The organism is Thalassobium sp. R2A62 (assembly GCF_000161835.1).
Classification (GTDB): Bacteria; Pseudomonadota; Alphaproteobacteria; order Rhodobacterales; family Rhodobacteraceae; genus Thalassobium.
Map to the genome: position 1 here is coordinate 203,339 of NZ_GG697169.2, position 21,212 is coordinate 224,550.

The following is a 21,212-nucleotide window of genomic DNA, read 5'->3' on the forward strand; positions in this document are numbered from 1 at the left end:
TACGCCATGAAACTGAAATCCATCGAAACCTTCACCAATGAGGCCGTTGGCTTTGTACGCGTCACGATGGAGGACGGCGCACAAGGCTGGGGTCAAGTCTCCACTTATAATTCTGACATCACTTGCCAAGTATTGCATCGCCAAGTTGCACCATGGACCTTAGGCCAGGACACAACCGACCTAGACGACTTGCTGGATATTGTCGCTGAGCGGGAACACAAATTTCCGGGGTCTTACTTGCGGCGCGCAATGGCCGGCCTCGACACGGCGATCTGGGATATGCGCGGCAAACAACAGGGCAAATCCGTCGCTGAATTGCTTGGTGGGTCAGCGGGACCGATCCGCGCTTATGCGTCCTCGATGAAACGCGACATCACCCCAGCAGAGGAGGCTAACCGCTTCAAACATCTGCGCGACACCCAAGGGTTCGACGCCTTTAAAATGCGCGCAGGTGCCGAAGTTGGCCGCAACCAAGACGAATGGGCTGGCCGCACAGAAGAGATCATCCCAACCATGCGGCGCGAATTGGGCGACGACGTAGATCTACTCATCGACGCCAACAGTTGCTTCACGCCCGAACGCGCTATCGAAGTCGGCCACATCCTGCAAGACAATGGCTTTTGCCATTACGAAGAACCCTGCCCATACTGGGAATTGGAGCAAACCAAACAAGTAACCGACAGGCTCGACATCGACGTGACAGGTGGCGAACAGGACTGCGATCTGCCCACATGGAAACGTATGATCGACATGCGCGCTGTGGACATCGTCCAACCTGACATTCTTTACATCGGTGGCATTTCCCGCACTTTGCGTGTTGTCGAAATGGCAATGAAAGCAAACTTACCAGTCACCCCCCATTGCGCCAACTGGTCCTTGGTGACCCTGTTCACCATGCACCTGCTGAGGGCCATTCCAAACGCAGGAAAGTACCTCGAATTTTCGATAGAGGGCGCAGATTACTACCCTTGGCAACAAGACCTTTATGTCAACTTTCCATACGATATCGAAAACGGTCAAGCGCGCGTGACTGAAGCCCCTGGCTGGGGTGTCGAAATCAATCCCGAATGGTTGGCTAAATCGATATATCAGATAAGTGAAATTCACTAGTATAGACGTGGGTCTTGTCAGAAGGATTTGAGTTGAGGCGGGCAGGGTGGTTGCGTAGCCTGTCCACATGATTAAAACAGACCCATTCAAGGGCTTTCATAGCAGCCCTGAGATTATCCGCCTCGCCGTCATGTTGTATGTTCGTTTTCCTTTGTCGCTGAGAAACGTCAAAGATCTTTTGCACGAGCGCGGCGTCGACATCAGCCACGAAACCGTTCGATATTGGTGGAATAGATTTGGCCCAATGTTCGCCGCTGAAATCCGCCGCAAGCGAGTTCAGCAGATGCGCGCATACTCGAACTGGCAGTGGCATTTGGATGAGGTATTTGTGAAGACTAATGGCGAGACGCATTATCTTTGGCGTGCCGTGGATCAAGAGGGCGAGGTGCTGGAAAGCTATGTCACAAAGCGCCGGAATCGCAAAGTAGCGTTGAAATTCCTCAGGAAAACTATGAAGCGTCACGGTCACCCTCATATCCTGGTGACCGACAAACTCCGGTCTTACGGTGCTGCAATGAAGGAAATCGGCAACGAGCAGAGGCAGGAAACCGGTCGCTGGCTCAACAATCGCGCGGAGAATTCACACCTTCCGTTTCGACGACGAGAACGGGCCATGCAACGTTTCCGCAGCATGCGAAGTTTACAGAAATTCGCCTCCGTTCATGCCTCTGTCTGCAACCATTTCAATAAGGAACGCGCCCTGTACAGCAGAGACAATTTCAAGCTCAACCGCGCCGCCGCTCTTGCCGAGTGGCGCGATCTCGGTGCGGCATAAGGGACAGCCTCACTGTCCTTGCAGAGACGAGTTCGAATTGGTCTGACACCACCCATCAACGTTGTAACTGAACTTATGGCCACAGGCACAGCAAGTGAGGTCCATACGTTTGCTAGATATAGCAGATAGCTTTGTGTTCATGGGGTGCGCCTAAGACGTCAGGTTAACGTAGCCCCTTCACCAGTAAGGCTATCACTTAGTTGGACGATTTGGGCCATTTTGTGGCTCTCTCCATCCGAGTGCCAATATAACAAACACTAGCGCAAACACACCACTGCCAGCCAATGCTAGACTACCCTGTTCAAGCTCAAATATTACAGAGGATACACCTACTGAAAGTAAGCCAAACATTGCAGCGACGACTATCATTCCAGTAAGTTTTGGGGCCGTATCTTTCATAACGAATACCTTCCATATTTTATAATCAGGATCGTATTGTGGCATAAAATACGCTGGAAATATATATCAACCTACGAAGTTAATTTCTTATCGTGGTCGCCCCCATTCCCTGACATACTTTCTTTGAGAAGACGCAATTCCAACGTTTTCTCGGCTCAAACTTCATTCGGATCGCGGGCTTCACGGCGCAGGTCTTTGACCTCGTCTTGGTTGTCTTTCTCATCGCCCAATCTTTGGTGCTCACGACGAGCCAGAAACACTCTCTTATCAAATTGCCCCATTTGGATCCATAAGCCCTGAAATCACACACTTTGCCGTTGGATCAAATTGTGACTTCAGAGCCAAATCTTTCTCTTGGATTGCGAGGTGGAAACCCGATCTAGTCTGATCCTACGCTCAGAATCGTCAGGGACCCTATCGAACCGAGATCACAACCCCAGCTCTGCTTTGATGCGGTGGACACTCTGCCTAGAAATGCCCAGAGACTTGGCGATCGATGTAAGAGATGATCCAGCCTTAATCATTTTGCTGATGACATCACGGTCGATAGAAGCCTTACGGCCAGCATACTTCTCTTTGGCATCAGGTCCTGCTTTAGCTGCTGCAATACCCTCTGCCTGTCTCTTGAGGATCATCGACCTCTCGAACTGAGCAAAACTTCCCATCATCTGTAGCATCAGCGTGTACATGTTCATAAGTGTTGAGGGGTCTGGTTAGTCGGCTATTTGGCCATCCTTAAATTCACCAACGTATTGGCGGCCATCGGGCCAAGTGTAGGTACCCTGTCCGTTCGGTACGTCATTCCTCCATTCACCAACGTATTGGGAGCCATCGGCCATAGTGGCGGTACCTTGTCCGTTCCGGTCCCCATCCGCCCATTCACCAACGTACCGGCCGCCAGATGCATAAGTGTAGGTGCCTTGACCGTGGGATGCGCCATTCTTGAATTCACCAACGTACTGTTCGCCATCGGCATAAGTGAAGGCGCCCTGTCCGTGTGTTACGCCATCCTTGAATTCACCAACGTATTGGCGGCCATCGGGCCAAGTGTAGGTGCCCTGTCCGTGGGATGCGCCATCCTTGAATTCACCAACGTACTGTTCGCCATCGGCATAAGTGAAGGTGCCCTGTCCGTGGTTTACGCCATCCTTGAATTCACCAACATATTGGTCGCCATCGGTAGAAGTGAAGGTACCCTGTCCGTTCCGGTCCCCATCCGCCCATTCACCAACGTATTGGGAGCCATCAGGATAAGTGTAGGTACCCTGTCCGTGGGATGCGCCATCCTTGAATTCACCAACGTACTGTTCGCCATCGGCATAACTGAAGGTGCCCTGTCCGTGTTTTAAGCCATCCTTGTATTCACCAACGTATTGGCGGCCATCGGGCCAAGTGTAGGTGCCCTGTCCGTAGAATACGCCATCCTTGAATTCACCAACGTACCGGCTGCCAGATGCATAAGTGTAGGTGCCTTGGCCGTGGGGTGCGCCATCCTTGATTTCACCAACGTATTGGTCGCCATCGGCATAAGTGAGGGTGCCCTGTCCGTTCGGTAGGTCATCCTTGAATTCACCAACATATTGGTCGCCATCAGCAAAAGTGAAGGTACCCTGTCCGTTCCGGTCTCCATCCGCCCATTCACCAACGTATTGGGAGTCATCAGGATAAGTGTAGGTACCCTGTCCGTTTTTTAGGCCATCCTTGTATTCACCAACGTATTGGCGGCCATCGGCATAAGTGTAGGTGCCCTGTCCGTTGTATGTGTCGTCTTTGAACTCACCAACGTATTGGTCACCGTCCGCAAGGATTTCCTCGCCCTCGCCGTTGGGCTGCCCGTCCACTACGTCTCCGGTATAGCTGCTTCCGTCTGTGCGCTGCAGCGTTCCTTCTCCAGTCGCGACATTCCACTCCCATGTACTGGTGTAGGTAGTCCCTTCATCAAGTGTCACAGCCCCAACGCATGAGTGCCACATTGGTAAAAACGTATAGCAAATGTTCGACACAGATTGGCCAATGAAGGCGGCTGCGATTGCGGCAACAGGAACGAGCAGTAGTAGTTTCATTGGGTTCTCTCAAAAGCGGCAGGGCAGACAAGTTATCATAGCATCATGATGCTATATAACGTCAGTATTGCCATTCTTGAAACAAAGTATACTGAGCTCACGCTGAAAATGCCTCCAGCTCCCCCAAGGAAGGGCACTATGCCGCAAGCACGCACCCCAATACCAATCTTCCCCACCGGACAACTGAACATCCCTATAGGGGGTGTCAATGTCGGTCCGTCTGCAGGAGGAGCGACCAATTTTGGTACTAAATATTTTGCGATTATGGTACTAATCTATTTTGGCCGTGTTAAATCTTTTGTTTATAATCAAGTACTTTGATAGTATCTATCGTGGCGAGTGAGTCCGTGTGGGGGCACCATACTTATGTCGATTCCTCTTAGGAAAACATAAGGATAACAAAATGACTAATTTAGTCGAAATCACACAAGAATACGTTGAACTGAAGGGCATAAACCCTGAGCCTGTTTTTATTGCTGTAAATAGGTTGGCTGCGGTCTGTGGTTCTAAGACTGTAGAAGAATACACCCGTCAGGATGCCAGAGTTTTTGTTGATAGCTACAAGGACGTGAGCAGATTCGGTAAAGTAACCACCACAACAGTTCGTAGAAGGCTCAATAGTCTGAACGCAGTGTTTAACTACGCGATATAAGAGTTGGATTTACCGCACAGGAACCCTTTCGCTAGGATCATTATCAAGGGTGAAGTCAAGGATGCGACCTCAAGGGAACCGTTCTCTGTGGCTGAACTCAAGAAGCTGTACAGCGCCTCTCTAGCCTATGGTCAGCTACGCTTGATACTACCTATTCTTGGTGAAACTGGTTGTCGCTTGTCTGAGGTTCTTGGCCTCATGAAACAGGATGTAATCCACACTGAGGACTTACTGGTTATTAATATCAGAGAGAATGATTGCAGGGGTCTCAAGACTGAGAATAGCAAGAGGTCGCTACATGTCGTGTCTGATAGTGCCACAAAAGCCCTACAGAAGTTACTAGAGGCTCAGAGCGACAGTCCTTACCTGTTCCGGCGTTATGCTTCTTGTGGCTACCTGAACAGTGCAACGGCCTCAGCAACGTTCTTTAAACACCTCAAGCAGTCCTTTGACGGTAAGACCACCCACAGCCTAAGACATGGCTTCAGGGACCGCCTGAGAGACTGTGACGTGCCTTTAGAAGCCATAGATCAGGCTGGTGGATGGTCTAGTGTAGGGGGCGTAGGAACCAACTATGGTAAAGGCTATAGTCTGCCTAAACTCGCTGAGTACCTACGCCGGATAGCTATTTAACTAAAGGCGTTCTTCATAGAACCACCACGTCTACGAGCATCCATAACACCTTGCTTAGAGGCATTAACGATAGCTGGCATAGCTCCCCCAAAAAAAGATCCCAGCTGAGCTTTGCGCCCTTAGTAGCTGGTGATCTTTTGGCTCAGGAATTGATCCTGATCAGGGCTACAAATTCGTTACATTACCAAATTAACCGTCATATTAACGAAGTTTTCACAGGCCGTTTTCTTTCCGGCTAGGACTTCCATCGCGCTAAATGTTGACTGTGCGTCTTGGGCACCTTTTGCTATCAAAGCATCATCTGCACCCAAACTGCGAGCTAACGCTTCTTTATCACTAGCAGCGCTCGCAACCTCTCTCATTTCAGAAATACCCCCCATATAGATGACACACTGAGAGTTGGTTAGTCGCAAGGCGGCAGCATCTCGTGACGCCCGCTCCGCAGGAGACGCTACAGGCTGAACACATGCAGAAAGACCGAGAATCGCGCTCATTAGTAGAATGTTTTTCATTGTTAGACCCTATAATTTCATATCATTCTGATAAATCTCTAAATGAGACTAAGTTTGTTGCAGAATCTCGGCTAACACAGGAGGTCTCATAATGATACCCTTGAGCCTCCCCCTTTGAAGTGGTCCGCCCCTATAGTTAGGAAAGCGGAGGACCAACGATGGCCATTAAGAGACCAAAGCCCGAAGAGATAGTCGTGAAGTTACGGCAGGTTGAAGTTCTGATGGGACAAGGCATGCCCCGGATTGATGCAATCAGACAGATCGGTGTGACTGAACAAACCTATTATCGCTGGAAGAAGAAACGAGACCTTTTCGCCATTGGTTCGAGAATAACGGTCGAGTGCGGAATGGGCACAGAACAACTGAAGGAACTGAAGCGGCTACAAAAAGAGAATGATCGTCTTCGGCGTGCAGTATCCGACCTGACATTGGACAAGCTGATTTTGAGGGAGGCCGCATCGGGAAACTTCTGAGCCCCTCGCGTCGGCGGGCCTGCATCGACCATGTTCGCAGTCAGTTCAAAGTTTCAGAGCGACGGGTTTGTCGCGTTCTGGGCCAGCACCGATCCACACAACGTCGATTGCCACATGGGCGTGCTGACGAAGAACGCTTGGTCGCGGATATGATTGAGCTGACACGCCAATACGGTCGATATGGCTATCGTCGGGTTGCAGCCCTGCTGAGAGACGCAGGCTGGCAAGTGAATGACAAACGTGTGGAACGTCTGTGGCGGCGTGAGGGGCTTAAAGTGCCCATGAAACAACCGAAGAAAGGGCGGCTCTGGCTCAATGATGGGTCGTGCGTCCGGCTGCGCCCCGAGTATCGCAATCATGTCTGGTCTTATGCACTGTCTGACAGGCGATTGCGTAGCAATCTGCTGAGAAGGACTTCGTTCATCACCGAACTGACGATGGCAGGGCGTTCCGGACATTGAACATCTTGGACGAACACAGCCGGGAATGTCTGGCGATCCGGGTCAAACGGAAGTTGAACTCGACGGAGGTCATCGACGCTCTTACAGACCTGTTCATCCTGCGAGGGGTTCCTGCCCACATCCGTTCAGATAACGGTCCCGAGTTCATCGCTGAGGCTGTCAGGGACTGGATCAACGCTGTTGGAGCCAAGACCGCATATATCAAACCCGGATCGCCCTGGGAGAACGGATACTGCGAGAGTTTCAACGGATGAATGAGGGATGAATTGCTGAACGGCGAAATCTTCTACTCGCTGCGTGAGGCCAAAATCATTATCGAAAGATGGAGGAACCATTACAACACCAAGCGACCACACAGTGCATTGGGCTACCGCCCACCAGCGCCAGAAGCCATCGTACCGATGGACCAAAGGCCAATCATGCACTAACTTTCAACATGGACCACTCAAGTGCGGCTGCTCAGCTGCACTGGCGTGTAAAGACTGGGGTGATTTCCGTACCTAACAAATGTTGTTGATCGCCTCATGGGCTACACCCAAGACATGCCGACGTTTGGGAACTACTCAGAGGGCCTTGCGCCAAAGGGGCTACGCGAAGCAATCAACCATGTCGACTGGTCATTACGTTAGCGATAGCCCTTATGCTCACACAGAGGCCCGCACAGGCTCATCTAAGTGATGACATAGATGTTATTACCCCTAACTCCACAACCCCTGCACACGGCCCTCTGACGCACCTCATGGGTGGTGGTGTCGTCACTGGTTGCGAGGACTAAATCATCAACCTTGTAACTGAACTTATGGCCACAGGCACTGCACGTGATGTCCATCCGTTTGTCAGATACCGCAGATAGCTCTGTGTTCATGGGTTGCGCCTTAAGACGTCAGGTTAACGTAAGTCTCGACCAGTAGTGCCAATGGTATGACTGCGAGATGCACTTGGCTGGGACGGTTGTCATCTTGGTATGGGCCAACAGCTACTCGAACCAACCAGATGACCTAAGCCACACTCTTGGCTTACGCGGTCCTCGGGCCAAAACTCTGACAAGCCGTGACTTGACTTAGATCAAGCGCTAAACGCTCCCAGCCATATAGGACCCAAGGAGCTTGCCCTCTTTGTGCTTGAGGCTCATGCGGGCGGCGGGGCCGTAGTCGTTGAAGTTGCCGTCAGCAAGCTGTGGGAAGAGCGTGAGGATCTCATCCCGTGTGGCTTGATCCAAGGCTGTCCAGCCCTGTTTGCCCGGGTGGAAGCTCTCAGAAGGGCAGCCTTCAGCGTAGATAATCTCGTGGGTATCAAACAGCATGTGGAAATACTCCACCTCACCCCCTTCGTCACGCAGGATTGTCTGGTCATTCAGCAGAGACTTGGCTGTTGCCAGCACTTCAAGTTCGCCAAAGAGCATCTCTGCCTGCCAGCCTTGCAGGAGCATACGGTGCTGTGGGCTGACGCGTAGATCACGGTCATTCCCGAGAGCACCCTTGCGGATCAAAATGGGGGCAAGATCGCCTGTGGCCGCTCGTTTGGACGACCCGATCCAGCGTGTAGGCTGATAGCCGTGGTCCATTGTCAGCACCATGTCGCCAGCAGCAAGCTCTTCAATCGGACGCTCGCCTTGATCGGTCTTGATCAGGGTGCCACGGGTGAAGCAGACGACAGGTTCGAGTTCAGTCCACTCATAGTCGTTGACACTAAAAGCCACCGAACTGACTGTGTAGGACTGGCCAGGGATCATTGTAATTGTGCTAGCCACGCCAAAGATGGTGGTAGTATTAAAGGACGTCCCAATCATCAAAAGTTTGCCAGTTTCGCCAGTGGTCGTATTGGTGATCGTCGCTTCGCCAAGGTTCCAAAGATTGGTCCCCGCATTATAGGTCACACCACCGACAGTGATTGGTGCTTCTAGTGGCTGCGCCCCGTCTGGATCGTTCGGACCACTACCGCCAGGTTCGTCTTGCATAGCATCGTCGGCATCTAAGATACTGGCGTTAATTGTTTGGGCGCTATTTGATAAGGTTATGGTTTTATTCTGAACTTGCTCGTAACCGCTAGCTCCAAAATCTGCCAAACTGATTATGGGGAGGTCTCTGGGAGTGGTCATTTCGTTGCCTCATGCTTTAGCTTGTGCTTTTTGCTCTTGGTCAGAGAATAAAACAGCACTCCCGCCCTAAGCCACGACTCCTTCGAATAGGTTAAGTATCCAATTGGATGTATTTGGGCCTGTTACGCGCCCTAAACTATCACCTTCCAAGCGACTGTTTTCATTGAATAAAAAATGCGTGAGATGACGGCGTGGAAATCACTAATGAGGTGACCAACACGCGAATGGTTGCTTTGTGTTCATCGTCCAGCCAACACGATTTGCGGACACGTCCAAAAGAAAAAGGCCAGACCCGAAGGCCCAGCCACAAAGTTTAGATGTCCAACAGGGAATTAAAAAACATCGTATGAAGTACGGCGTTACTTTACCGTTAGATCAAATTGAGACTTTAGAGTTAAATCTTCCTCTTGGATTGCGAGGGGCAAACCCGATCAGGCCAAAATCTTTGGTGATAATCTGGGGGGACCCTAATCGCCTAGATCACAACCCTAGCTCTGCTTTGATACGGTGGACACTCTGCCGAGAGATGCCCAGAGACTTAGCTATCGATGTAAGAGATGATCCAGCGGTGATCATGTTGCTGATGACATCACGATCGATAGAATCCTTAGCTGTCTGACGTCAGCGCCTTTGGGACAGATTTGAGGAATTGAACAACGCGAGTATTTTATCTTGCTCCGCAAGACGGGCCTCGGCAGACAGGAGGGCGGCCCGTGTTTCAAAGAGAGCCTTCTGCGTGTCTGCCAGTGCTGTTTCGGCGATCTCTTCGGAGGGTTGTGTCGAGTTGTCGATAGACTTCTCCACAGGTGGTAGCCACACAGGCGAAGTTGGGCTATGATTTAAAATCAAAGGTACAATTTGCTCTGGAAGCGGAATATTATGAGAAAAATTTTTAAAAAAATATTCTCTCCCAAAAGCTATCTTGGAGATTTATGCCTTTGTCTCTTTTTAGCTTTGCTTGTTTACATTACTGGTTTTTTACTAATTTTTCTTAGCGAAATTAATTCTGGTGTAGCTGGGGCAGGCATATTTACAGTTTACTACGTGGTATTGCTCCCAATATTTCTAATACCATCAGCGCTTCTGCTTTTCGTTATTTTAGTTATTCATCGCTACCTAAAGAATAAAAAAAATGATTTCAGTTAATCTTGGAGCGTTTTAATCGTAAGCGCTCAATCCCTGGTAGTAACTAACCCAACAAAAAGAAGTCGGCGCATGCTCCCGGCTTTCACGTTTTATCGAAAGAAGAATCAAAGCGAGTAATGCGGAAAGTGTGGAAATCACGCGAAAAGTCGGAAGCTACAGCTCGCAAAAAAAAAGGCTGACGAAACAGCTGTATCCCGTCACTGACCTGCTCATCTGTCAGCACCCCAAACCCCTTACGAAGCGCTCAGAGACAAGCTACAGTAACAACGGAACTGTCCCACAGCTTCGTCTAGGCTACACCGTGCGGGTCTGCATGAATGGGAGGGACCGGTTCCGACCCATGTTATGTATTATGATGAGGTGCGTATTGGGAATTCGTGCGAAGAGCTGGATGTGACCAGACAGCCTGCCGTTGATTGATGACAGACACGTGAACAGTTCCTTTGTTTTAACGTAATTTTGAAGGCGCCCGCCTTATCGCTGGGCGCGCATTAACTGGAAGACACCATGCGTGCTATTTTTTTCGCCGTTATAATGAGTTCGATGGCGCTGCCGGGTCAGGCCTATGACGCGCGCAACCATGCCAAGCTCGCACAGTTTTATCTCAATGAGCTGGGGTACAATGCAGGTACGGTTGATGGGCAGGCCGGCAAGAAAACGCGGGCTGCTTTTGATGTTTTTTATAAAGACCAGGGCGGGCGTTTCGATGGCACGATTGAGAATGCCGATATTGCTGAGTTGCTTGCCGCGGTGTCCACACGGCGCGGCGTGCCGGCATCCTATGGAACCTGTCTAGACGCTCAGGACTATGGCGCGCCTTTGCATGAGCTGTATTCTGAGAGCCTCGATCTAAGCCAGCATCGCGTTATACGTACCGATATTCCGAACTATGGCTCATTTACCTTTGGAGAAATTGGGCTGGGGATAGGTGGACCTCCCTCGCCCGAGATCAAAGGGGTCGCGGATTTTAATCAAGACGGGATCGATGATCTCATTTTGGATTACTTTGAAACTGCTGTGCAGCCTTTGGTTTTGATGGGCGATCCGTCGGGAATATTTCAAACGCTGAACTATGATGGATCTGATGCCAAGCGCCGTCATATTCGCAATGCTGAAGTGGTCGATGTAAACAATGACGGTTGGCTTGATTTTGTGGGTTTTACGACTGGCGATCCAGGCAATCGCTGGGTTGAGAATGGTCACAGCACGAATGGACGAAAGATTCCGCGTGGCGAGGCAGATGTTTTGCTGATCAATGAAGCGGGTCAGTCCTTTCGCACGGTCGCCCTGCCTGAGGTGCGGCGCAATGATTGGAACCATGGTGGAACAGCGGCGGACCTTGATAATGATGGTTTGATAGATATTTTGCCGCTCAGCGAAGGAGAGCGCGAACGCACGGTGCCGCTACAAAACCGTGGTGAAGGGCGCTTTACGCTCGGGCCGCACGAATACTCACGCGAAATCAGCTATTATCTGAGTTCAGACATGGATGCGGGAGATCTGAACGGTGATGGCTTTGCCGATTTTGTTGTTGTGGTGACCAATAACAACAAACGCACGCCGTCGGAGAACAACGAGATTGGTACGCTCCGCATCGTCTATGGCGATGGTGATTTCGATTTTCGGGATAATCTGGAGCTGAAGCTGGGAACGATCTGGTTGAGTGATGAGGCCGGTCGCGAGATCGTTGCACGCGCCCCAACGCGGCGCACTGCTGGTGCCAGTCACGATCCTAAGAAAATCCTGACGGGTAATTCAAATATCGAGCTTTTGGATATCAACGGGGACGGACGTTTGGATATCTTGGAGGGGCAATATTTCTCGACCTCCGGTCTATGGCTGAGCTCTGGTTTTAAGGCCTATATCAATCGCGGCGATTGTTTTGAGGATCAAACCGCGAAATTGTTTCCCAATCAGACCAGCAACAGGCGGTATCAGGTCGATGGGACGAGCCCTTATATTCACAACTTTCATCTGGGCGATGTGAATGGCGACGGGCGAGACGATTTGGTGTTGCAGACCGATGGTGCTCATGCCGATTGGACGCAAAATCGCAAGAACCGGGCATTTCCATTTGTCTTTATCAACGAGGGAGACGCCGGGTATTTGCCGATTGATCATACTGTGCGCGATATGTCGGCCTTGATCGGTCTGGATGATCTGGTGGTTGGGGACTTCAATGGCGACGGCCTGACAGATATCGTGGGAATCGACCAAAGCAATGGCAATGTTGAAATCCGCTTGATTGCACCGGTGGCACCAGTGGATTGGTCGTTGGTGGAGGACAGGTTTGCTGGAAACTATCGCGCGACATGGTCCATTGGGAATGTCAATCAGGGCAATATGCTGGAGCAGCAAGGCATTGAGTTCATTACATTAGAGAAAGGCATTGGACGCTTTGAAGGACGAGCGGGCTTTCAGCCTTCACCCGCGTTGCGGCAGGGGCTTTCATTGAGATATCGTCCGTCTGGTGAGGTGATCATCTCCGGTGATCTTGATTTGTTTGACCCGGGACGCGCTTATCCAACCCGCTTTGAAGGTGATCTGAACGCTCCTGCGATCCGCACAACTTGGGAAGAAGGAGATTTGATGCAGGTGACCCTTGAGCGGTTAGACTAGGCCTTCAGTAGTATGTGGTACGGATTGCTTTTATGGCCTCAGGGCTGCGAACTCAAAAGGCGGCATGACACCAGCATGCGCTGACGTCAGACATGCTCTGTTGTTGTTAGAGCAGTGATAACTTGGCATTGATAAACTTCCAGCCCCAGTCATTAGCAAAGTCAGAATTAAAATTCCTTTAAATCACTATAGAAATTCGTTACATACTCCTTCTACCATTCATAACATAACGGTATTGCTATGAACAAACTGACCGTATCTGGCCTTGCTGCAGTCATAATGCTGTCAGGTTGCCTATCGCCAAGAGAGCAGTGCGTTTTAGACGCCAAAGCACCACAACGGTTGGCTATGAGCGAAAGAGAGCACATAGCAGAAAACCTTGAAAGAGGCTATGCCGTCCATACGCAACAGGTTCCTTACTCGTATCAAGGGCAATGTCAGGACGAATTTTTAAATTACTATACATGCACAATTAATGCATCCCGCACTCAGGAAACTCCAGTTGCGATAGATATGGAGCGAGAAGAAGCTAAGCTAAGGCAGCTCGACGCTAGAATTAGTCTTCTTATAGAGAATGAGCGTCGCCAACTAGCGCAATGCGCTCTTCTCCCCGATGAGTAATATTGATAAATTTGCAAGAGATTTCGTCACTGATTTAAGTGTCTGACGTCAGACATTGAGACAATAGACCGTAACCCTGATGCTGTAGAGTATTGGCAAATATTGTTTGCTGAGCACGAGATAGTCTGGTCAAACGGGATGCCATCCGAAAGTTTATTGGCTGGGCCAGAGGCAATGAAAGTGCTGTCTGCCGAAGCATATTTCGAAATCCAAACGTTGTTCTCAAAAATAGCTAAAAAAGGGTTTTTACCTGCTGCTGCTCGCGATATACCAAAGAGGGGCAAGTTGATAAGAAAAATGGTTCGGCGCAATCAAAAGAATGACAAGATTCTGTATGGTCAGCGTCTCAAGGGCGTCTGAAAACAACAAGTTTTCTGATCATATCTCAAGCTGGGCTTGCAGATGAAGGCATTCGGTTCAATACTCCTCTTCATGAGGGCACTGATCGAAACCGCTCGCGGCATATTGGCCTGCGCAAACTGGATCTTCGGTCTTCCTTTAGTCAATGCCCGTATCGCCTATTTTGCCAGATCTAAAAGTGATGGGCGTGAGATGCTGGTTCGCCACTGCCAGCGGTTTCTAGATACCTGCAGCATTGCGGTGGAAATAGAAGGCCCGCAGCCAATGCGAGGGAGGGGATGTGTATTATGCTACAACGAATCGTCTTTTCCCGACGTGATGGCTTACGTCGTAGCGGTGCTCGACCACGTGGACCGCGCAGCTGCAGCTAATCTGTACGGGTTTTTCCCATTCACTCACGCTGCGCTCCCGCGTGTAGGTTTTGAACTGGTTCAGCGAGGAAACCGGGCCAATACGAACGCCTTGATCGCCAAGATGATCGAAAGGATCGACGATGGTGAACGCGTATCCTGGGGTGGTGAAGGCCGCCTTTCAGGTATCAACGGCGTCCATCGTTTCAAAATAGGGGCGGGTCTGATCGCCATACGCGCGGGTGTGCCCGTTATTCCAATTGCCATTCACGGGGGCCACCAAACCATGCCGCTAGGATCAATACGCGCCCGTCCCGGTACTATCCGTATCAAATTCGGTGAACCAATCTCAACATCAGGCATGACCGAGGACGACGCCCGGGCCTTTGCCGACGAGTTACAGAGATGTATTGCAGATATGTATTCCGACTTGGACCATTGCGAAGCCGCTTCTCAGGATGATTGAAACCGGTCAATGCTATCTTGCGATCTCTTATCTTCGTGATGAAACTTTCCAGGATCTCCCGTTCATGATCAACGGCACGCCAGAGAAAACGCTGCTCGCCGTTGATCTTCATAAAAGCCTCGTCCCAATGCCATCGCTAGGTTGAATACGACCACATCTGCTGGAGACGATTTCGGCGGCACACGCAAATGTCACGATGCGATTGCTGCACGAGATGTCCATGCAGTCATACTGCCGCGCGAGAATGCCAAATTGTGGAAGCACGACACCCGAGGGGGCCTGAGCACGCAACGAAGCGGTGAGAGCCTCAAAGTATCTAGGCCGCGAACTCTGGCGACAGGTGGGCGGATACCACTGCAGAAGCCACGTCGAGACCAAGATGCATTGTGTGAAATTACTCGGTCAGCGCCTCTCGGCGCGCGACTTTGATCGCCTGGTTGCGGAGATCTAAATCCGCGCTGCGATCCTAAACCCCTTCACAGAGCTTGGCCTATCAAGTACCGTCGCGGAAGGCTAAATCCGTCTGGGGTAAGGGGAGATCGACCTCAGGCAGATTTGTGCAACAAAGGCCCTCGCAGGGCAACGTCGACGTCCGCCTGCATCTCAACCATTCATCTTGAAAAAGAGACTTCAATGACACAAACCGCTGGCACAAACCGTCGGATCGTCCTTGCCCAGCGCCCTGTTGGCGCCCCGGATGCAGATACTCTGCGTCTTGAGACGTCAGACGTGCCCGTTGTAGGCGCAGGCGAAATGCTACTGCGGACCGAATATCTGTCGCTGGATCCCTACATGCGTGGCCGGATGAATGATGCGAAGTCCTATGCCGAGCCCGTGAAAATCGGTGAAGAAATGACCGGTCAAGTCGTCGCGGAGGTCGTCACTTGCAATATCGAAGAGTATCAGCCGGGTGATTACGTCCTGGCAGGTAGCGGCTGGCAGGATTATGCGATCTCGGACGGGTCAATGGTTATAAACCTGGGCAAGAACCCGCAAAACCCTTCCTGGTCTTTGGGCATATTGGGAATGCCGGGATACACGGCCTATGCGGGTCTACTGAAAATAGGCGAGCCGAAACCCGGGGAGACCGTCGTGGTCGCTGCGGCTTCTGGCCCGGTTGGCGCCACTGTTGGCCAGATTGCTAAGATCAAAGGTTGCCGTGTAGTGGGCATTGCAGGCGGTGCGGAAAAATGCGACCACGTCGTTGATAACCTCGGCTTTGATGCGTGCATTGATCACAAAGCCGACGACTATGCCCGGCAACTGGCGACAGCATGTCCCGATGGCATTGATGTCTATTTTGAAAATGTCGGCGGCAAGGTTCTATATGGTGTTCTGCCTCTGCTTAATCCGTTTGCCCGCATGCCGGTCTGCGGCGTCGTCGCCTGGTACAATCTTACCGGCCTGCCGGATGGGCCCGATATGGCCCCGGCTATCATGGGGACAATCCTGCGCATGAAAGTGAAGGTACAGGGCTTTATCATTTTCGATAGTTTCGGTCCCGAGACCTACAAGGAATTTGTTGAGGACATGACGGGTTGGCTGAAAGAGGGCAAAGTTCAATACAAGGAGCAGGTTGTGGAAGGGCTTGAAAATGCGCCATCTGCGTTCAGCGACCTCCTTGTTGGCAAGAGCTTTGGAAAGATGGTCGTCAAGGTTGGCAACACCTGATCATTGGGTCGGGTTCAGCGCCGAGCTACCAGTCGGCCTGGCAACACATTTGAAATTCATACCTGGATAGGGGCCTGTATATGGCTGTTTTGAAGGCAGCGACACTTTGGACAATGATGTTATCCCTTTTTAAGTTATCGCACCCGTGGACAATCCCCTTCACCCAGCCAACGCACACAAGCAACGATGCCCCAGATGCCAGTCGCCCTTGAGTAGTAGTCTTCTATAGGCATGAGAAGTGTGCTGTTTGTAAGTCGAACATCTTCGAGTGCTGTTCAGGTGATGCCTGTGACACGGACCATAACTTCAGTGTTGGGTATAAGCGTGGGTAGATAACCGAGAGAAGAACTTACACCTGCTATTTCGATGATGAACGCTAACCTTGCAAAGTTTTTGTCGAGGCCTCGATCCTTAAACATTTCAAGGAGGAACGCCACCTTTACTCACGAGACAATTTCAAACTTAACAGAAGCGCCGCTCTCACCGATTGGGACAATCTCTGCGCGGAATAATTCGCAGCGTCCCTGTCCTGGTAGAGACGAGTTCGCATTCGCCCTTCAGTACCCCCTAGCTGGTAATTTCATGGCCCCGTTTTTAGACGTTAACTCAGGCATGATTTTTCCGTGTTATCGTTGCACATATGCGTTGGTGGGCTTAGCGAGATAAGAATTGCTCAAACGCTGCCAAAGTTGCCGCCGCACTATCAATGATTGGACAGCCCACCTCGTTAGACATGCTCTGCGCCAAAGCTGCTCCGGCAACGTTGGTACACATGATGATGATTGCATCGGGACCCGCAGCGGCTGCGGTTCGGATCATCCGTGCGATGGTGTCTTGGGGGATGCCGGCAAAATCATTGCTTAGATCGCCGCCATCATTGACTGATGTAGCTATCTGGAACCCCATGGCTTCGTAGTTGCGATTGATTTGCGCGGCCACGTCCAAGGTATAGGGCGTGACAATTCCCAATCGTTTTGCGCCTAGCGCGCGAAGTTGTCGGTTAATCTCCAACACGCAGCTGCCCGTCGGCACGCCCGTTTTCTGCTGCATCAAATCAACAAAATGGATGTCATGGTCTAGCCCAAGCCAACTCGCTGATGTCCCGCCCCAAACAACAGCTTCGACTTTTGCGTCGCACAGAAGTTTGGCGGCAGTGAGCTGCGTTTCTTGTTCAAATTGCGCGCGCGATGCCGCGTTAAGCTTTACATCCAGAACGCCAAGCCGAGAAACATGGATTGTTGAACCAACCCAAGCCTGTTTGATCAGAGGTTCAAGCACCACGTTTGAGGACGGAATAAGCAGCCCAAACCGCCTCATATAATTGACGTGCGCGCAGAGATGCCACCATCTACCGTAAAAATGGTTCCAGTTGTATAGCCCGCGCGGTAAGAAGCCAAAAACGCCACAAGGTCCGAGATTTCGTGGCAATGTGCGGGGCGGCCCAGCGGATAACCGTCAGCGAGTTCTTGATACCTGTCTGCGTCGCCCAAATCCTTTTCGGCCCATTTCTTCAACATATTAAAGATGCGGTCTGTATTCACGGGCCCCGGATTTATCCCAACAACACGCATATTGTCATCCAAAGCATAGCCACCAAGCGCGCGCGTGAACCCCATCAGGCTAATATTGCCAGACGCGCCCGCAATATAATCCCGATCCAGAACTTCACCGCCATTGCCAATGATGTTGATAATGACGCCGCCGCCTGCCTTCTTCATCTTCTTATAAAACAGCCGACACATATTGATGTAACCAAACACCTTGAGGTCAAACCCTTTGCGCCAAGCGGCTTCGTCAACATCCCACAAATCCCCACTGGGAATTGCGCCTGCGTTGTTGACCAGAATGTCGATCCCCTTAGTCGCATTGGCAAGCTGATCAGCGGCCCCGTCTGTAGTTAAATCCAATGGGTGAAGCGTGACCGACACATCAGATATCTCAGCGATGCGCGCCTTCAAAGCCTTAAGCTTATCCGCGCTGCGCGCTGTGAGATGCAAGTGCACCCCCTCAGCCGCAAGGGTTTCGGCAATATGTTCGCCAATACCCATGGATGCCCCGGTGATCAACGCCGTTTTGCCGTCTAGTTTCAGGTCCATAAGCTGTCTCTTGCAGTCATGGCCAGAACGGTACGCCCCTCTACGCGCCCTTCAATTAATGACGTGAGCGCGTCGTTGATATCATCAAACGGAACCGCATTGATGACGCCCTTGACGTTGCCGCTGGCCGCCAACGCTAAAAGCTCGTTCATCTCCTGCCGGTTAGAGGCAGAGCTGCCAACCACGCTGAGGCCGCGTTCAACCACCTGATAGGTGTAAAACGACATCTCTTTGGCGGGCACCCCTGTCAAAACGATCCGCGCGCGTGGGTTGCAGGCGTCAAGCATGATGGGCCATGTTGCGATGACGGGTGCAAAATTTACGCACCCGTGCGCGCCGCCCAACGCGATGATGTTTTCTGCGGCCTTTTCATCAGCCACAACTGCTTTATCTGCGCCCAATTGTTTGGCTGTGGCCAGCTTGTCGGCAGAGATATCAACAGCAATCACGCGCAGCCCCATCAGCTTGGCGATCTGCACAGCGTATTGGCCAAGCCCACCCATGCCAAAAATTGCAACCGTGTCCCCTGCCTGCAATTCGGTTTTCTTGATCGACGCAAAGGCCGCGGCTCCCGCGCACATCAAGGGGGCGGCCTCAACAGGGTCAATTCCATCGGGGATAATGTTGGCCCATTGATCTCGTAGGCAGACATATTCGGCAAAACACCCTTGAGTCGAAAACCCTGTTGCATCAAAATCGGGGCAATAATTTTCGCCCCCTGTTAAACAATCGCGACAGTGCCCACACGCGCTATACAAATAACCGATGCCAACGCGGTCCCCGATCTTTAGCCGTTTGGCATTTGGCCCTAGTGCAACAACGCGGCCCACGCCCTCATGCCCCATGATCAATGGCAATATGGGCGGGGCATGTTCCCCTTTCCAGATGTGGACATCGGTAAAACATAAGCCGCTGGCTTCGATGCGCACGAGTGCCTCGTCATCTTTTGGCTGTGGTGTGGATACTTCAGCCAACGCGAGAGGTTGATGGTATTCTCGCAAGACAGCGGCTTTCATCGTTGATGGGATAGGCATAGTTGCATCCTTCAATTTGTTTGGTATACCAAAATGTGGGGGATGAAATTTGTCAAGTGCACATATAACATGTACTTATCTGTTAATATTCGAGAAATTTGTTGATGTTTAAGCTGCTGATCGTCATATTTTGGTATACCAAAGAATAGGGGCGAAGATGACGAACATCGTTGATGAATACCTGAAGCCCGGTGTGAACAAGGGCCTGTTCTATGGCGGCACCTTTCGGTCTCCAGCCAGTGACGACATTATAGAAGTTTACAATCCGGCCACGGCAGAGGTCTTTACAACTGTCCCGTGCGCCAATGTAAGCGACGTTGCGCGGGGGGTAAGTGCTGCGCGGGCCGGATTTGACGAATGGTCTCAGTTGGACCCGATTGATCGCGCCCGTCACTTGCGCAGATTTGCTGTTATTATTGAGCAAAACATCCCGAAACTGGCGTTGCTGGAAACGACCGTGACAGGGCGCTCCATCAGGGAGATGCGTGCGCAAATGGCCCGTATCCCTGAGTGGATTGAATACTTCGCAGGTATCGCCATGGGGCTGGAAGGCGAAAGTAACTTGGTCAAAGGTGGCTACGTCACGATGACCCACTACGAACCCCTTGGTCCGGTGGCATTGCTGACCCCCTGGAACCATCCGATCCTGATTTTGGTCAAGAAAATGGCTGCAGCCTTGGCTGCGGGGAATACCTGTGTGATCAAACCGTCCGAGCTTGCGCCGTGCTCTCCCATAGTGCTTGCAGCTCTCGCTACGGAGGCTGGTTTGCCTGATGGTGCAGTGAACGTAGTCACGGGCGGTCCACAGACGGGGGCCGCGCTGTGCGGCGCAGAGGACATTCATTATATCGACTTGACCGGCGGCACGGCCACAGGGCGCAAAGTGGCGGCGCAGGCCGGCCAACGCCTGATCCGCACCACGATGGAGCTTGGAGGGAAAACCCCAATTGTCGTTTGTGAAGATGCAGATCTTGAGGCCGCAATTGCGGGGACTTTGTTTGCAGCTTTCGTCGCCTCCGGGCAGACCTGCGTTTCTGGCGCGCGTTTTATTGTTCATGATTCCATTTACGATCGTTTCACAAAAGGTCTTGCCGCGCGCGCCGACGCTATCACAATAGGCGATCCAATGGCGGACGAGACCCAAATGGGACCAGTGATTTCAAAAACCAGTCAAGACCGCTGTGCAAGTATGATCGCCCGGGCCAAGGCAGATGGCGCGGTTCAGATCGCGGGTCACTCCGATCCAGATCTAAAAGCACCCTTTGACAAAGGGTTTTACGTGCGCCCAACCGTTTTCAAAGACGTGTCGCCAGATCAGGAATTGTTCCTTGAAGAGGTCTTTGGCCCGGTGATTTCGATAACCCCGTATAAAGACGAGGAAGAGGCGTTGGCGCTGGCCAATACTGGCACATTTGGGCTTGGCGTTTCGATCTGGTCACGTGACATTGCGCGTGCGCATCGCCTGTCACTTGGCGTGAGGGGCGGTGTTGTCTGGCTTAACGATCATCACCGCAACGACCCGCGCTCGGTTTGGGGTGGCCTGCGCGATAGCGGCTTTGGCAAAGAAAACGGATGGGACGCATTGAAGGCCTATATGACCAAGAAATCCGTTGTTGTGCGGACCGCCCCGGGCCACGATGACTGGTTCGCTGGTTCAACACGGTACGGGTGAT

The 21,212-nt window shown here is 51.5% G+C and carries 21 protein-coding genes and 3 pseudogenes; 13 read left to right on the forward strand and 11 right to left on the reverse strand.

The features are described 5' to 3' along the window. The first annotated feature begins 6 nt into the window (after positions 1-6). Together TR2A62_RS01030 and TR2A62_RS01035 are read left to right on the forward strand one after the other, a co-directional pair. Complete coding sequence (locus TR2A62_RS01030) at positions 7-1,110, forward strand: mandelate racemase/muconate lactonizing enzyme family protein (RefSeq protein ID WP_009160484.1); 1,104 nt, start codon at positions 7-9, stop codon at positions 1,108-1,110. A gap of 70 nt (positions 1,111-1,180) precedes the next feature. Then, the gene (locus tag TR2A62_RS01035) at positions 1,181-1,885 is read left to right on the forward strand and encodes an IS6 family transposase (protein WP_369699511.1); all 705 of its coding nucleotides are present in this window, start codon (positions 1,181-1,183) and stop codon (positions 1,883-1,885) included. 192 nt (positions 1,886-2,077) lie between these two features. Here the strand turns inward: TR2A62_RS01035 and TR2A62_RS18880 are convergent, their stop codons facing one another. The 4 genes from TR2A62_RS18880 to TR2A62_RS01045 form a co-directional block, all read right to left on the reverse strand. Beyond that, a complete protein-coding gene (locus TR2A62_RS18880) occupies positions 2,078-2,329 on the reverse strand; it encodes a hypothetical protein (RefSeq protein WP_223296048.1) in 252 nt (83 codons plus the stop codon). Between the two features lie 110 nt (positions 2,330-2,439). Beyond that, positions 2,440-2,565, reverse strand: a complete 126-nt coding sequence (locus tag TR2A62_RS19290) for a hypothetical protein (protein WP_009157759.1) — start codon at positions 2,563-2,565, stop codon at positions 2,440-2,442. 147 nt (positions 2,566-2,712) lie between these two features. After that, positions 2,713-2,979, reverse strand: coding sequence for a helix-turn-helix domain-containing protein (locus tag TR2A62_RS01040; RefSeq protein ID WP_223296049.1), 267 nt, complete (start codon positions 2,977-2,979; stop codon positions 2,713-2,715). An 18-nt stretch (positions 2,980-2,997) separates the two neighbouring features. Continuing rightward, positions 2,998-4,347, reverse strand: coding sequence for an MORN motif precursor (locus TR2A62_RS01045; RefSeq protein ID WP_040819978.1), 1,350 nt, complete (start codon positions 4,345-4,347; stop codon positions 2,998-3,000). A 138-nt stretch (positions 4,348-4,485) separates the two neighbouring features. On the opposite strand from TR2A62_RS01045, the gene TR2A62_RS18305 reads away from it, so the two are divergent. From TR2A62_RS18305 to TR2A62_RS18890, 3 genes are all read left to right on the forward strand, one after another. After that, a complete protein-coding gene (locus tag TR2A62_RS18305) occupies positions 4,486-4,668 on the forward strand; it encodes a hypothetical protein (RefSeq protein ID WP_150103442.1) in 183 nt (60 codons plus the stop codon). An 82-nt stretch (positions 4,669-4,750) separates the two neighbouring features. Then, entirely contained in the window at positions 4,751-4,999 is a 249-nt protein-coding gene (locus TR2A62_RS18885) for a hypothetical protein (RefSeq protein WP_223296050.1), read from the forward strand. A gap of 87 nt (positions 5,000-5,086) precedes the next feature. Beyond that, complete coding sequence (locus tag TR2A62_RS18890; protein WP_223296051.1) at positions 5,087-5,632, forward strand: tyrosine-type recombinase/integrase; 546 nt, start codon at positions 5,087-5,089, stop codon at positions 5,630-5,632. A gap of 176 nt (positions 5,633-5,808) precedes the next feature. Here the strand turns inward: TR2A62_RS18890 and TR2A62_RS01055 are convergent, their stop codons facing one another. Beyond that, on the reverse strand, positions 5,809-6,144 hold the full coding sequence (locus tag TR2A62_RS01055) for a hypothetical protein (protein ID WP_040819981.1): 336 nt from the start codon (positions 6,142-6,144) through the stop codon (positions 5,809-5,811). 158 nt (positions 6,145-6,302) lie between these two features. Between TR2A62_RS01055 and TR2A62_RS17920 the strand changes: the two are divergent. Further along, positions 6,303-7,506 (forward strand): annotated as a pseudogene (locus tag TR2A62_RS17920) (IS3 family transposase). Between the two features lie 644 nt (positions 7,507-8,150). Here the strand turns inward: TR2A62_RS17920 and TR2A62_RS01080 are convergent. Together TR2A62_RS01080 and TR2A62_RS17925 are read right to left on the reverse strand one after the other, a co-directional pair. Beyond that, the gene (locus tag TR2A62_RS01080; RefSeq protein ID WP_009159384.1) at positions 8,151-9,035 is read right to left on the reverse strand and encodes a Hint domain-containing protein; all 885 of its coding nucleotides are present in this window, start codon (positions 9,033-9,035) and stop codon (positions 8,151-8,153) included. Positions 9,036-9,656: 621 nt separating this feature from the next. Beyond that, the gene (locus TR2A62_RS17925) at positions 9,657-9,776 is read right to left on the reverse strand and encodes a helix-turn-helix domain-containing protein (protein ID WP_369699513.1); all 120 of its coding nucleotides are present in this window, start codon (positions 9,774-9,776) and stop codon (positions 9,657-9,659) included. A 1,053-nt stretch (positions 9,777-10,829) separates the two neighbouring features. On the opposite strand from TR2A62_RS17925, the gene TR2A62_RS01090 reads away from it, so the two are divergent. From TR2A62_RS01090 to TR2A62_RS18310, 4 genes are all read left to right on the forward strand, one after another. Then, positions 10,830-12,941, forward strand: coding sequence for an FG-GAP-like repeat-containing protein (locus tag TR2A62_RS01090; protein WP_040819984.1), 2,112 nt, complete (start codon positions 10,830-10,832; stop codon positions 12,939-12,941). 240 nt (positions 12,942-13,181) lie between these two features. Continuing rightward, positions 13,182-13,562, forward strand: a complete 381-nt coding sequence (locus tag TR2A62_RS01095; protein WP_040819987.1) for a hypothetical protein — start codon at positions 13,182-13,184, stop codon at positions 13,560-13,562. Between the two features lie 138 nt (positions 13,563-13,700). Beyond that, positions 13,701-13,922, forward strand: a complete 222-nt coding sequence (locus TR2A62_RS01100) for a hypothetical protein (protein ID WP_009159690.1) — start codon at positions 13,701-13,703, stop codon at positions 13,920-13,922. 42 nt (positions 13,923-13,964) lie between these two features. Further along, a complete protein-coding gene (locus tag TR2A62_RS18310; RefSeq protein WP_040819992.1) occupies positions 13,965-14,738 on the forward strand; it encodes a 1-acyl-sn-glycerol-3-phosphate acyltransferase in 774 nt (257 codons plus the stop codon). Between the two features lie 10 nt (positions 14,739-14,748). Here the strand turns inward: TR2A62_RS18310 and TR2A62_RS18895 are convergent. Then, positions 14,749-14,862 (reverse strand): annotated as a pseudogene (locus tag TR2A62_RS18895) (DDE-type integrase/transposase/recombinase); the annotation flags it as partial. A 56-nt stretch (positions 14,863-14,918) separates the two neighbouring features. On the opposite strand from TR2A62_RS18895, the pseudogene TR2A62_RS17935 reads away from it, so the two are divergent. Further along, positions 14,919-15,255: pseudogene (locus tag TR2A62_RS17935) on the forward strand (transposase); the annotation flags it as partial. A gap of 116 nt (positions 15,256-15,371) precedes the next feature. Beyond that, entirely contained in the window at positions 15,372-16,409 is a 1,038-nt protein-coding gene (locus tag TR2A62_RS01110; protein WP_009158276.1) for an NADP-dependent oxidoreductase, read from the forward strand. Between the two features lie 654 nt (positions 16,410-17,063). On the opposite strand, the gene TR2A62_RS01115 is transcribed toward TR2A62_RS01110, so the two are convergent. Genes TR2A62_RS01115 through TR2A62_RS01125 form a run of 3 tightly spaced genes read right to left on the reverse strand, consistent with a single transcriptional unit; the run spans position 17,064 to position 19,539 of the window. After that, positions 17,064-17,687, reverse strand: a complete 624-nt coding sequence (locus TR2A62_RS01115; RefSeq protein ID WP_223296053.1) for an aspartate/glutamate racemase family protein — start codon at positions 17,685-17,687, stop codon at positions 17,064-17,066. Between the two features lie 35 nt (positions 17,688-17,722). Further along, positions 17,723-18,505: a short-chain dehydrogenase/reductase gene (locus TR2A62_RS01120; RefSeq protein ID WP_009159495.1), complete on the reverse strand. Its 783-nt coding sequence runs from the start codon at positions 18,503-18,505 to the stop codon at positions 17,723-17,725. Then, positions 18,496-19,539, reverse strand: coding sequence for an alcohol dehydrogenase catalytic domain-containing protein (locus tag TR2A62_RS01125; RefSeq protein WP_009157889.1), 1,044 nt, complete (start codon positions 19,537-19,539; stop codon positions 18,496-18,498). Before TR2A62_RS01125 ends, TR2A62_RS01120 begins: the two co-directional genes overlap by 10 nt. 157 nt (positions 19,540-19,696) lie before the next feature. Between TR2A62_RS01125 and TR2A62_RS01130 the strand changes: the two genes are divergently transcribed. After that, positions 19,697-21,211: an aldehyde dehydrogenase family protein gene (locus tag TR2A62_RS01130; RefSeq protein ID WP_009160313.1), complete on the forward strand. Its 1,515-nt coding sequence runs from the start codon at positions 19,697-19,699 to the stop codon at positions 21,209-21,211. Position 21,212 lies beyond the last annotated feature (1 nt).